At 72.7% G+C, this 12,829-nt stretch carries 9 protein-coding genes; all 9 read right to left on the minus strand.

The window, feature by feature from the left end:
• Positions 1–108: 108 nt before the first annotated feature.
• Entirely contained in the window at positions 109–1,161 is a 1,053-nt protein-coding gene (locus NBZ85_RS18375) for an LLM class flavin-dependent oxidoreductase (protein WP_261562292.1), read from the minus strand.
• Positions 1,162–2,181: 1,020 nt separating this feature from the next.
• A complete protein-coding gene (locus NBZ85_RS18380) occupies positions 2,182–3,273 on the minus strand; it encodes a Rieske 2Fe-2S domain-containing protein (RefSeq protein WP_261562293.1) in 1,092 nt (363 codons plus the stop codon).
• A gap of 217 nt (positions 3,274–3,490) precedes the next feature.
• Positions 3,491–5,116, minus strand: coding sequence for an ABC-F family ATP-binding cassette domain-containing protein (locus tag NBZ85_RS18385; protein WP_261562294.1), 1,626 nt, complete (start codon positions 5,114–5,116; stop codon positions 3,491–3,493).
• A 976-nt stretch (positions 5,117–6,092) separates the two neighbouring features.
• Positions 6,093–7,265, minus strand: coding sequence for an acetyl-CoA hydrolase/transferase C-terminal domain-containing protein (locus tag NBZ85_RS18390; protein ID WP_261562295.1), 1,173 nt, complete (start codon positions 7,263–7,265; stop codon positions 6,093–6,095).
• 121 nt (positions 7,266–7,386) lie between these two features.
• Positions 7,387–8,538, minus strand: a complete 1,152-nt coding sequence (locus NBZ85_RS18395; RefSeq protein ID WP_261562296.1) for a thiolase family protein — start codon at positions 8,536–8,538, stop codon at positions 7,387–7,389.
• Complete coding sequence (locus tag NBZ85_RS18400; RefSeq protein ID WP_261562297.1) at positions 8,525–8,983, minus strand: Zn-ribbon domain-containing OB-fold protein; 459 nt, start codon at positions 8,981–8,983, stop codon at positions 8,525–8,527. Before NBZ85_RS18400 ends, NBZ85_RS18395 begins: the two co-directional genes overlap by 14 nt.
• A gap of 56 nt (positions 8,984–9,039) precedes the next feature.
• Positions 9,040–10,134 carry an acyl-CoA dehydrogenase family protein gene (locus NBZ85_RS18405; protein ID WP_261562298.1) on the minus strand — a complete coding sequence of 365 codons (1,095 nt, stop codon included), beginning with the start codon at positions 10,132–10,134 and terminating at the stop codon, positions 9,040–9,042.
• Complete coding sequence (locus NBZ85_RS18410; RefSeq protein WP_261558006.1) at positions 10,131–11,228, minus strand: acyl-CoA dehydrogenase family protein; 1,098 nt, start codon at positions 11,226–11,228, stop codon at positions 10,131–10,133. The genes NBZ85_RS18405 and NBZ85_RS18410 overlap by 4 nt, the downstream gene beginning before the upstream one ends.
• A 277-nt stretch (positions 11,229–11,505) precedes the next feature.
• Entirely contained in the window at positions 11,506–12,720 is a 1,215-nt protein-coding gene (locus tag NBZ85_RS18415; protein WP_261558007.1) for an amidohydrolase family protein, read from the minus strand.
• Between the last annotated feature and the right edge of the window lie 109 nt (positions 12,721–12,829).

Here is a 12,829-nt window from a genome sequence, read left to right on the forward strand (position 1 = left end):
CCCCAGTACGTGGCGATCCTGACCGAGCCACTCCCCCGCAACGCCGCCGGCAAGGTCGACAAGGCCCGCATGCGCGCCGACACCCCCTGGGGCCCCCGCCGCTGACGATCAGCCGCGGGCGGGGCTGGGCTGGGTGTCGGTGTGGGCGCGCACGACCGGGGCGACGGCCTCGGCGAAGCGGTGGATCGACTCGCCGACCTGTTCGCGGGGCAGGCCGCCCCAGTCGATCTGGCCGTAGAAGCGGTCCAGGCCGAGGGTCTGGTGGGCGTCGAGGATCTTCTCGATGAGCTGGGCGGGCGTGCCGATCATGATCGCGTTGCCGCGGCGCATCCCGTCGGCGAACGCCTCCGGGGAGACCACGAAGCCACGCCCGCCGGGAGTCTTGGGGCGCAGGTACTCGTAGTAGTACGGATGGACGTCGCGGGCGTCCTGTTCGGACTGCGCCGCGTAGAAGTGCGTGGAGATGCCGACCTTCAGCCGCTCGGGATGGCCCGCCTGCTCCCCCGCCGCGCGGTAGACGTCCACGGCGCGCCGGGCGTGGCTGAGCGGGCCGCCGATGTAGCCGAGCACCATCGGCAGGCCGAGCCGGCCGGCCCGCTCGGCGCTGGTGGGCGACCCGCCGACCCCGACCCACACCGGCAGCGAGCCGGGCTCGGCCCGCGGTGTGATCGGCGCGTCGGTCAGCGGCGGGCGGAACCGGCCGCGCCACGTCACCCGCTCCTGGGCGCGCAGGGTCAGCAGCAGGCGGAGCTTCTCGTCGAACAATGCGTCGGCGTCGGCGAGGTGCTCGCCGAACATCTCGAACGGCTCGGCGTACGCGCTGCGCCCGGCGATGATCTCGGCGCGGCCGTGGCTGAGCAGGTCGAGGGTGGCGAAGTCCTGGTAGAGCCGCACCGGGTCGAGGATCGGCAGCACCGTCACCGCGCTGGTGAGCCTGATCCGGCTGGTCCGGGCGGCGATGGCGGCGAGCGCGACCGCCGGCGAGGAGACCGCGAAGTCGAGGGTGTGATGCTCCCCCAGGGCGAACAGGTCGAGCCCGACCCGCTCGGCGAGCGTCGCATGGCCGACGATCTCGTCGAGGCGCTCGCCGTGACTCACCCGCACGCCGGTCCCCAGCCGGATCTGGGCGTCGCTGAGCGAGAGCACCCCCAGCTCGAGCATGTCAGGCACCCACCGCTGCCGGCCGGACCACTGCGCGCATCTGCCTGTCTCCTCGGCTGCCGCTGTCGACCCCGCCCACGCGGACGGGACTTTAACTGGAGCACAAGCTCCATATGCCCGCAGCCTAGACGGAGCGAGTCCGAACCAGGGCGGGGGCAGGTCGCGGTACGCCTCGTACGGTCCGAACCCTGCGGATCGTGCGCACCTCACCGCAACACGCTTCCCGCCGCACCGCGACCGGCCGCCGCACCGCGATCGGCCGCCGCGCGGGCAGACGACCGTGACCGTCGGAGTCACCTCCTCGCCGCCCGGGCGGGGCTGGTTGCGGTGCGTTTTGTACGGTCTGAACCCCGAAACCGTGCACATCGCACCGCAGGACCTCCCGCGCACCGTAACCGCCCATTACCGGTGGCAATTCGTAGCCAGAGGCTTGACGGTGGGGTAGGAAGGAGAGCGCAAAAGTTACCCAGCGCCAACTAACCGTAACCCTTGGTGGATAGAACTCGCTCATCTGGTGGGAAACCCGCCGGGCCCAGGCTGCCGGCCGACTGCGGGCCGACTGCGCCCACCAGCACCAGGATCTTGGCGATACCTCGCGGACCCACACCGGGGAAACGTCGCTCCCTTAACGTGACAGAAATTGGGAACGCTGTTCCCAGGCAATATTCACGGCAACACATAGTCACCCGCCTCCAGAGGAGCGCCATGACCGACCCAGGAACGCGAAAGGACCTCGCGAGTCAGGGCGTGATCGGCGCCTACGGTCCATAACGGATCACCCCCCGAGGATCCGTACCTTCTCGCCAACTACCTCGAACGGGTCAAGATGCTGCCCGATGCGCGAGGTCGACCCGGCGGCGGGCGACGTCGACCTGCTCGGCGGTCCCGGCACCGTCCTGCGCCACAACTACCAGCCGGTGGCGCGCAAAAGCTAGCCGAGATTGGCCGACCATCGTCGCCGAACTGTTCCTGCGGCAGTTCGGCGACGAAGAGGCCGTCAGCGATGCAGAGTGGCGATTGTCAGGATGATGAGGAGGAGGAGGAGGCGTCGGCATTGAGGCGGTCGGTTGCCGGGACGCGGGTGCCGCCGACCGTGTTCGGGCCGTTCACCGCGCCGCCACCAGGATAGAACTGGCTGGCCCAGGTGCGCATCCGGCGGAATCCGCTGCCTTCGGAGGTGGCGAGCGCCGGGGGGTCGAGGTAGATCTGGTTGTCCCAGATCACGACGTCGTCGGGCAGTGCGGTCTTGGTCTGGTCGAGTCGACGCTGGTAGGTGCCGTCGGCCAGGTCGCCGTCGGCGCGGTCGATCCAGTAGGTGGCGAAGATTTCGGTCTTGCCGTCCTCGACCGGCGTGATGTTGATCGTGATGACCCGAACGCCCTCACCGGTGTGTTCGACGTTGACGCTGATGCCCATCCCCGACCAGACGATCTCGATGGTGTTGAAAGAGTCGGTGCGCAGCTTTCCGTCGCCATCGTGGGCGTGACGCAGCCAGCCACCGCCGAAACCGGCCCGCGCCCACCAGATCGGCCCCTCGACTCGCTCCTCGAGGATGACCGGGCTTTCCGGCGTGCGGTGCACGAACCGGAAGTGGTGCGGGTCGACGGCGTTCTCGACCACCATCTGGGGGTGGATGCGCAGGTCGGCATAGTGCTCGCGGCCGTCGGGCCACGCCGGGTGAAACTCCCGCGCGGCGGCATGTGGCGCGTCGGTCAGGGCGTTCGGGACGTCCCAGAACGGCTCGCGGCCGGCCGGATCGAACCAGACGTAGATCGACTCGTTGCGTTCCACCACCGGCCACGTCCCGAGCTGGCGGGCCTTGTTCGGCCGGTCCTGGTAGGGGATCGAGACGTTGTGACCGTCCGGGGCCCACACCCAGCCGTGGAAGGGACACTGGATGCCGTCGTCCACCACGCAGCCGCCGTGGGCGAGGCTCGCGCCGAGGTGCCGGCAGTAGCGGTCGTGGACATGCACGGCGCCGTCCTTGCCGCGGTAGGCGACCAGGTCGCGCCCGAAGTAGCGCAGGGGCACGACCTGGTCTGGGCCGATGTCACCGGACCACGCCACCTGGAACCAGCCAGTGAGTTCCAGGTCCAACCCGTGCAGCTTCATGGTGTCGATCTCCCTTGTGGCGGCGTGGCCCCCGGAGCGTTGGTGGGACCGGGTTGGTGGGACCGGCCTTCCCACCTCTGCCTACAATGCCGAACACGTTAGGTGGGAATGGCATTCCCATGCAAGTCCGCGCAGCTTCCCATGACGACGCGTCAGACCGGCGCGTCAGACCGGCGCGTCAGACCGGCGCGTCAGACCGGCGCGTCAGGCCGGCGCGTCAGGCCGGCGCGGGCAGGCGCAGTTCGCGGCCGGGCCAGCGGGAACGCAGCCAGCGGTCGTGGGAGGCGACGACGATGGCACCGGGGCCGGGGCCGGGGCCCAACGCGTTCTGCAGCTCGTCGGCCAGTCGGGGCGAGAGGTGGTTGGTGGGCTCGTCGAGCAGCAGCAGCTCGGGCGGATCCGCGATGAGCAGCGCCAGGGCCAGGCGGCGGCGCTGGCCGGCGGACAGCTCCCCCACCGGACGGCCCAGTTCCCGCGGGGCGAGCAGGCCCAGGTCGACCAACGGCACGGCCTCGGCCCGGCGCGGGCCCACCGCGCGGGCGTAGGTGTCGGCCGCGGTACGTTCCGGGCGGTCGAACACGCTGTCCTGGGCCAGCAGGCCGATCCGCAGACTGCCACGGCGGCGCACCTCACCGCCGGCGGCGAGGTGCCCGGCCAGCACGGCGAGCAGCGTCGACTTGCCCGCGCCGTTCGGACCGGTGACGAGCACCCGGTCGGTGGCGGTCAGGTCGAATCTGTCCAGCGTGAGGCGGCCGGGCACCATGACGTCGCGCAGCGCCAGCAGCGTCCCCTCCGGCGAGGGGCTCGCCAGCGCCGGCGCGGCGAAACGCAGCGGCGGCGGGGGGCGGCGGACCTGGGCGCGTTCGAGTTCGTCGAGGCGGCGGCCGGCGTTGCGCACCCGGCGGGAGATCTGCTGCTCCACCCGGTTGGTGAGCAGGCCGAAGCTCATCCTGTTGTTGTCGCGCGGCCCGCGGTTCGCCGCGATGGTGCGCGAGGTGGTCGCGACGGACTGGCGCAGCGCGGCGAGTTCGGACTGCTCGTCGGCGAAACGCCGCTCCCAGCGGTCCCGCTCGGCCTGCTTCGCCGCCAGGTAGGCGGTGTAGCCGCCGCCGTAGCGGGTCGGGCCGTCGACCGCCGGGTCGAGGTCGATCAGGTCGGTGCAGACCGCGTCGAGGAACGCCCGGTCGTGGCTGGCCGCGACGACGGCGCCGGGCAGGGCACGCAGCTGCTCCTCCAGGAAGGCCGCGGCGTCGTCGTCGAGATGGTTCGTCGGCTCGTCGAGCAGCAGCGCGGTGGGCCGACGCACCAGCAGCGCGGCGAGGGCGAGGCGGGCCCGCTGTCCGCCGGACAGCGTCGCGAGTGTGCGGCCGGTTCCGATCCCGCCGAGGCCGAGGCCGGCCAGGGTGATCTCGGCACGGCGGTCGGCGTCCCAGGCGTCGTGGTCCTGCGCGCGGTCGAGCCGTGCGCCGTACGCGGCCAGCAGGCCCGCCTGGTCCGGGCCGTCCGGCGGGGTCGCGGCGAGCGCGGCGGTGAGCCGGTCGAGGTCGGCGAGGTCCTCACGGGCCTCGCGCAGCGCCTCGTCGAGGACGTCGGCGATCGTCGCGGCCGGGTCGAACGGCATCTCCTGGTGCAGGAAACCGAGGTCGGCCGGGCGGGTGACGGCGCCGCCGTCAGGTTCGTCGACACCGGCGAGCAGGCGCAACAGCGTGCTCTTGCCCGCTCCGTTCTCGCCTATGAGCCCGATGCGGCGCCCCGGCGCCGCCGTGAGCGACACCCCGTCGAGAACCCGGCGCCCACCCAGCGAGCGGACGAGGTCGAATGCAGAAAGAGCGGGCTGAGCCACGCGAACAACCACCGAGAGGATCGCATCTCCCGCCCGCCGGGACGCTGCCTCGGCCGCGGGCGTGGGTGGTGTCAGAGCTCCATGATGCGTCCATGATAACCCTGCCCGGTTCCGTGGAACCGCCTGCGCCGAGGTCTGTCCCGGGTCAAGGGTCGAGGAGGGCGTGGATCGGGTCGATGAGGCTGAGTCGGCCCCCGTCGGGGGTGTGGATGGCGGTGGGGGTGATGTGGCGGGCACCTCCACCGGCAGTGGCTACTGATCTTTAACTCACCGGGTCGGACTGGAGCGGATTCCGCCCGGTTCCAGTTCCGCGGAATCTGCGTGACCGCGTCAAGCGGTCGTGGTCGCGGCGGCGATCGCGGAGCGTGACGGCGATTGGCGGCTGTGCGGGGTGGACGCATGGATGAACGCCGACGTGGTCCCTGGTGGGTTCGGCGCCCGGTTCGTCCATACCCAAGCGCCACCGGACACCGGCTCCCCGCACACCCCCGCTCCCACTCCCCTCACCGTCACCACACGTAACCAGACATCCGGGCCTCGACCCGGGCCTCGACCCGGGCCTCGGGCAAACAGCCGCGCAGGCGCGAGGACCATGGCGCGTGTTCCGCAGAACACCATGATCACCGGAACATCATGATCACCGGTCGGGGATGGGTTGGGAGCGGGGTGGTGTGCCGGCCGGCAGCCGCCCGCGGGCCGGTCCGGCACCGTCCTGACCTGCCCGAGGGGTATTTCGCTGTCACGGGATCGACCGTGGAGCCGTCATCATGATCCATCGACCGGCGCCGCGCATTAAAGATCAGTAGTTGCGGTGCGGGGAAGCCATTGCGGCGCGTATTGCACGTTCCCGAGGCTTGGACCGTGCAGAACGCACCGCAGTCGGGCCCGCCCGAGTCTGTCTGGTCGAGACGCGATATCGGCGATCACGTTGTTCCGCGGAGCCGGTGCTGGGCTGGGCTGGTGATCGGGGGGCGGATCAGGCCGCCGGAGAGCGGTCCCAGAGGTGGTGGAGGGCGGCGGCGCGTTCGCGGCGGTCCAGGCCGCGCAGGTCGGCGGTGCCGTGTTCGGTGACGACGACGTCGACGTCGTGGCCGGGGGTGCTGACCGGCGCGGACAGGCGCTCGACGAGGGTCGGGCGGCCGCGGTGGGTCGCCGGCATCGCGATGATGGACAGGCCGCCGGGCGAGCGGGCGCCGGCGGCGGCGTAGTCGGCGTGGCCGCCGACGCCGCCGACGGTCGCGCCGGGGAAGCCTTCCACGTTGACCTGGGCCTGCTCGTCGAGCTCGATCGCGGTGTTCACCGCGACGAACGGCAGGCCACTCGACAGCCGGCCCAGGTCGTGGGTGTGCTCGATGGGCTGCAGCAGCGGGCGGCCCGCCGCCCAGGCCAGCAGGGCGGGGCCGCCGGCCAGGTAGGTCGTCACCGGGGTGCCGGCGAGCAGGCCGCGGCGGTCGAGGTCGACGACGCCCTCGGGCAGCAGGCCCGAGTCCAGGTGCACCGGCGAGCGCAGCGCCTCCAGCACGGCGACGCCGAGCGCGCCTGGGCCGACCTGCATCCGGGCGCCGGGCGGGATGAGCGCGGCGACCCGCTCGGCGATCGCCCGGTGCTCGTCGCCGGGGGCGCTGAACTCCAGCGCGACCGGCGGGGTGTCGGTCTCCCCCACCAGGACGAGGCGGTCGGCGGGCAGCGCGGGGCCGGCATCGCAGTGTGGGGTGGCGTGGGCGACGACGCCGGCGATGCGGGCGCCGGCGGCGATCGCGGCGTGCATCCATGCCACCTCGGTGCCGAAGGCGTACCCGCCGCCGGGGGCCGGCACGACCGTGGCGACCAGCAGGTCCGGGCGCAGCGGGCCGTGCAGCAGCGCCGGCACCGCCGACAGCCGCACCGGCAGCGCGCGGACCCGGCCGTCGTCCACCGGCCGGCGCAGGCCCCAGCCGGACATCACCGCCCGGACGTCAGCGAAGGCGGCGAGGTCCAGTTCGCTGTCGGCGACGGGCAGCCAGCCGAGCAGCAGCCGCACCCCGCCCGCCGCGGCGGCCGCGGCGGCGAGTTCGCCGGACACCGACCGTGGCGCGCCGATCCCGTCGGCCAGCGCCACCCGGCTGCCCGGCTCAACGAGCTCCGCCAGTTTCCCGCTCTCGACACTCACGCCATCACCCTCGCAGCCATCCGCCATCCGCCCGTCTGGACACCTTCGACCACACTGCCGCCCCACGGCTACACCGCGACCGACCATGCGGTGCGGCGGGCCGTGGGGTGGCCGGGTCGGCTCAGGTGGACAGGATGGTGACGGCGGCGGTGCCGGGGGCGCCGTAGAGGTGGGCGTAGCCGACCCGCGGGTTGCCGGCGACCTGGCGGTCCCCGGCGCGGCCGCGCAGCTGGGTGACCAGCTCGTGGATCTGGCGCAGCCCGGAGGCGCCGACCGGCTCGCCGTTGGCGAGCAGGCCGCCGTCGGTGTTGACCGGCAGCTTCCCGCCGATCTCGGTGGCGCCTTCGGCGAGTAGCGTCTCCTGCTCGCCGTCCTTGCAGAAGCCGTTCTCGGCCAGGTGGATGACCTCGGAGCCGGCGTCGGTGTCCTGCAGCTGGGCGACGTCGACGTCCTCGGGGCCGATGCCGGCCTGCTCGTAGGCGGCCTGGGAGGCGAAGACGGTGGGGCTCGGGGCCGTCTCCAGCGGCAGCGACGGGCTGAGCAGCTCGAAGGCGCCCTCGCGGCGGGAGAACAGGGTGCTGGCGCGCAGGTAGATCGGCTTGTCGGTGTACTTCGACGCCAGGTCCGCGCGGGCGAGCACGACCGCGGCGGCGCCCTCGTCCGGCGAGCAGTACATGTACTGGGTCAGCGGGTAGTTCAGGTACTGCGACTCGAGGATCTGCTCCTCGGTCATCGGGGTGCGCCGCCACGCCCGCGGGTTCGCCGCGCCGTTGCGGAACGCCTTCGCCGCCGTCCGGGCCAGCGTCACCGGGGTGATGCCGAAGTCGTGCATGTAGCGGTTGATCTTCATGCCGAAGAAGTGCGTGGTGAGGAACAGGCCGGCCTCGCCGTACCAGCCGGGCAGCCCGGAGACCGACGGGTGGTCGGAGAACGCGCCGCGGGGGTGCTTGTCCAGGCCGATGGCGATCGCGATGTCGGCGTCGCCGAGGCGGATCGCGTTCGCCGCCATCGCCAGCGACGTCGCGCCGGTCGCGCAGCCGGTGAACACGGCACGGCCCGGCACGCCGGTCAGGCCGAGCAGGCCGACGATCGCCTCGGGGTTCTTGACCTCCATGCTGCCGGCGTACAGCGCCTGGATGGCCGACCACTCGACCCCGGCGTCGGCGAGGGCCTCGATGACGGCGTCCTCGCCCATCTCCAGCGCCGACTTGCCGGGGTAGCGCCCGAACGGGTGCAGGCCCGTGCCGATGATCGCAACGTCACTCGGAGCCATCGCCGTGTCCCTCCTCGGCCCCGACCGGGGCGAACGCGTAGATCAAGGTCTGGTTGCCGTCGGCGTCGGTGCCGAACGGGACGATGCGCAGTTCCATCTCCTGGCCGATGTGCAGCTTGTCGGGGTCGGCCTCGGTGAGCCGGGCCTCGACCCGCAGCGCGCCGGGCAGCTCGACGTAGCCGACCGCGAACGGCTCGAACGTCTTCGGCGTGTCATCGCCGGCGTACGGCGGGGACGGCGGGCGGAACCGCTGGCCGGTGAACGTCCACAGCGTGCCGCGGCGCGGCAGCTCCACCCGCTCCAGCTCCTCGTTGACGCCCCCGACCAGCTTGTGGCTGCGGTACGGAAAGACGATCTTCCCGTCCGACGACCGGCCGCCGATCAGGGCGGGTTCCTCCGCCGGCCAGGTGAAAAGATCCGCGGCCAGGGGTACCTGCTGTGCCATTCCCACTCTCCTTCGAGCTTTCGAGTCTCCGAGCGCGTCTTCGAGCGGTCGCGCCGTCAGGCGGACGCGCCGGTGACCAGCGACCACAGCGGTTCGTCCGAACCGGTGCGGATCACCTCGTCGCCGAGCAGCCGCTCCCAGCGCCGCTGCGTGCCCTCGTCGTCGCGCCACGACCACAGCCGGCGGGTCACCAGGTGCAGCGGATACTCCTGGGTGATGCCGATCGCGCCATGCAACTGATGGGTGTCGGTGGCCACCGTCCCGGCCGTCCGGGCGGCCACCGCGCGCACCGCCGCCGCCGTGCCGGACCCCGGGCGGGTGACCGCGACGGTGAGCGCCGCGTCGAGCAGGTCGCGCTCGACGGCGAGACCGGCGACGAGCTGGCGCACCGCGGGCAGCGCCGACAGCGGCCGGCCGAACTGCTGGCGGGTGGTGACGTGGTCCTTGGTCAGGGTGCACGCCCGTTCGACGGCGCCGGAGATCGCCGCGGCGCGCAGCACCGCGGTGCGGTCGAGCACGTCCCCGGCGAGGCCCGCGGGCGCCACGGCGACGCGGTCGGCGGGCAGCCGCAGGCCGTCGAGGCGCAGCGGCCCGGACGGCTCGCCGGCCAGGTCACGCTCGACCCCGCCGGCGGCACCGGCGGCGGCGCCCGGCGCGGTCGGATCGGCGGACGGCGCGGCGCTCGGCGGGGCGTCGAGGATGGCGACGACGGTGGCGTCGGCCTGCTCGACGACGAGGACGACCGTGGGCACCTCGGGCAGCCAGCGCACCCGCGGCACCGTTCCGTCGAACACCCAGTCCCCGCCCGCGGCGCCGGCCGTGCCGTCGCGGCGGGCCTCGACGGTGCCGGCGGGCGCCAGCGCCAGGGCGGCGCGCTCGGCGGTCGCGGCGATCGGCAGCCCGGCGCCGGCGAGCGCCCAGGCGGCCAGGCCGGTCTCGATCAGCGGGACGGCGGCGGCGTGGCGGCCGACGCCGGCGGCGAGTTCGGCGACTGCGGCGAGATCCCCGCCGGCGCCGCCGTCGTCCTCGGCGACGCCGACCACCGGCCAGCCGAGTTCGGTCAGCAGCGCCCAGAGCTCGCCGGGGGCGGTGTCGGTGTTCGCCCCGAGCACGTCGTCGACGACGGGACGCAGATCGGCATCAAAGATCATTTCGGCAGCTCCGCCCGGCTGATGACGGTGTACAGGACCTCGGAGGAGCCGCCGCGGATCGACGCGCCGGGCACGACGGCCAGGCCGTCGACGAGCAGCCGGTGGGCCTCGGTGTCGCCCTCGCAGACGTCGAAGACGTACCGGGCGGTCTCCACGACGTCCTTCTCGAACCGGGTGCCAGCGAGCTTGAGCCCCGCGGCCAGGCGCACCGGCGCCTCGCCCTTGTCGATGGCGCCGGCGAGCTGCAGGCCGAGCTGGCGCAGCGCGGTGAGGCGCGCGGCCAGCTCGCCGAGGCGCTCGGTGGCGGCCCGGTCGGGATGGCGCTGGACCGTGCGGATCATCGCGGCGAGCACGGGGTAGGTGCTCAGGTAGCGCTCCACCCCGCCGCGCTCGAAGGCGAGCTGCTCGGTGACCTGCTTCCAGCCGGCGCCGACCGTGCCGAGGACGCGGTCGTCGGGCACGTGCACGTCGTCGAGGATCACCTCGTTGAAGTGGTGCTCGCCGACGAGGTCGAGGATGGGCCGCACGGTGATGCCGGGGGTGTCGGCGTCGACGAGGAACTCGGTCAGGCCCTCGTGCTTGGACGCGCCCTCGCCGGTGCGGGCGAGGATGTACAGGTGGGTGGCGTGGTGCGCCGACGTCGTCCACACCTTCGCCCCGGTGATCGACCAGCCGCCGTCGATGGGCGTCGCCCGCGTGCGCACGGCCGCGAGGTCGGAGCCGGCCTCGGTCTCGGACAGGCCCAGGCCGACCACGACCTCGCCGCGGCAGATCTTCGGCAGGATCTCGGCGCGCTGGCCCTCGGTGCCGACCCGCAGGATCGTCGGGCCGATCTGGCGGTCGGCCGTCCAGTGCGCGGTGACCGGCGCGCCGGCACGCAGCAGCTCCTCGGTGACGACGAACCGCTCGGTGTTCGACCGGCCGCCGCCGCCGTACTCGGTCGGCCAGGTCATGCCGATCCAGCCGTGGCGGCCGAGCTCGCGGGTGAAGTCGGGGTCGTAGCCGCGCAGCCAGCTGTCGTTACGCGGCACGATGCCGGCCGCGGCGACGAACGCGCGGACCTCCCGGCGCAGCTTGTCGTGGGGGTCGGCCATCAGCCGACCTCGTCGCGGGCGACGATCATGAGAGTTCCTCCGAGTGCGCAGCCGCCGCGGGACGGCGCTCGCACCGATGTCGGCGGGATGCTTCGCACCGCGGCCCGGGGGGTGCGATCCAGCCCGCACATCGTAGTTGACGATTTCGTCAAAAGTAAACCGCCGCCCCGGCCTGCCAACCCGGCCCCCTGGCCCTGCCCGCGGGTCGAACGCGGCGCGGCCGCGGGCATGCCGCTCCCACCGGGAGACGGCAGCCCGCGGCCGGGGCCCGTCGACGCTAGAGCTGCAGCAGGGACTTGAGGTTGTCCGAGAGGATCAGCTTGCGGTCCTCGTCGGAGAGCACCGCGGCGTCACGGGCGAAGGCACTCGGGGTCGGCAGGCCCTCCGGGTGCGGCCAGTCCGAGCCGAAGATGATGTGCCCGATGCCGATGGCGTCCTTGAGCGCGAGCAGGTCGTCCTCGTAGAACGGCGCGACCCAGACGTGCTCGCGGAAGCTCTCCACCGGGTCGACGGCGAACTTCTGCGGGATCTTGCCGTAGGCGTTGCGGATCCGGCGGACGAGGTCGAGCACCCAGGTGGAACCGGCCTCGATGGTGGCGACCTTCAGCGCCGGGTGCCGCTCGAACACGCCGTGGCCGACCAGCGCCGCGATGGTGTCCTGGATGGGCCGCTCGACGTGGAGCTGCATGATCTCGGGCAGCGGCGTGGTACGCAGGCCCTCGAAGGCGCCCTCGCCCCACTTCTCGGCGACCCACTCGTAGCCGGCCTCACCGGTGTGGTAAGACACGACGATGCCGGCCTCGGCCGCCGTCGCCCAGAACCGGTCGAAGACCGGGTTGCCCGGGGAGCGGGTGATCGCGCCGGCGCGAACCGGGCCCGGCACCAGCACGACGATGCGCGCGCCCAGGTCACGCACCCGCTCCAGCTCCTTGACGGCCAGGTCGGGGTCGGCCAGCGACAGCACCGGCGTCGAGATGATCCGGTCCTGGTACGAGTAGCCCCACTCGTCCTCGATCCACCGGTTGAACGCCTCGACGATGGCGTGCAGCGCGTCGGGCTTGTCGGTGAGCAGCCCCTCGACGGCCACCCCGACCGTCGGCAGCATGATCGTCGCGGCGACGCCCTGCTCGTCGAGCTTGGCGATGCGCGCGTCGCGGTTGGTGTACTCGGGCTGGCTCTCCTGCAGCTTGCCGACGAAGGCCGCCAGCTCCCGGCCCTCGGTGTTCTGGCTGCGGAAGTACTGCTCGAACACGCCGGGGGCGGCGACGGTGGGGAACGTCGGGTCCGGGTTGGTGGTGTAGAGCTTGTTGTTGATCACCATCCGGGTCCGGCCGTCGGGCGTCTGCAGAATCTTGATCAGCCGCTTGTACTCGGGCGCCAGGTGGCGGGTGAGCGCGTCGGCCGTCTCGTAGTAGTGCTGGTCGGCGTCGTAGAGCGGGTAGCCCAGCGACGGGAGCACAGCCGTGTCGCCGGGGGCTGCCAGGGTGGTCATGAACTCTCCTCGTTCGGCATTCATCCGGATGATCGGTCGCCGTCTGGGGGGCTGCCCGCCGCCGTCGACCCAGGCGCTGGAGGGGAAGGGATGGTCCGTCGTGGAGACG

It is taken from the genome of Frankia tisae (assembly GCF_025403405.1).
Taxonomy (GTDB): domain Bacteria; phylum Actinomycetota; class Actinomycetes; order Frankiales; family Frankiaceae; genus Frankia; species Frankia tisai.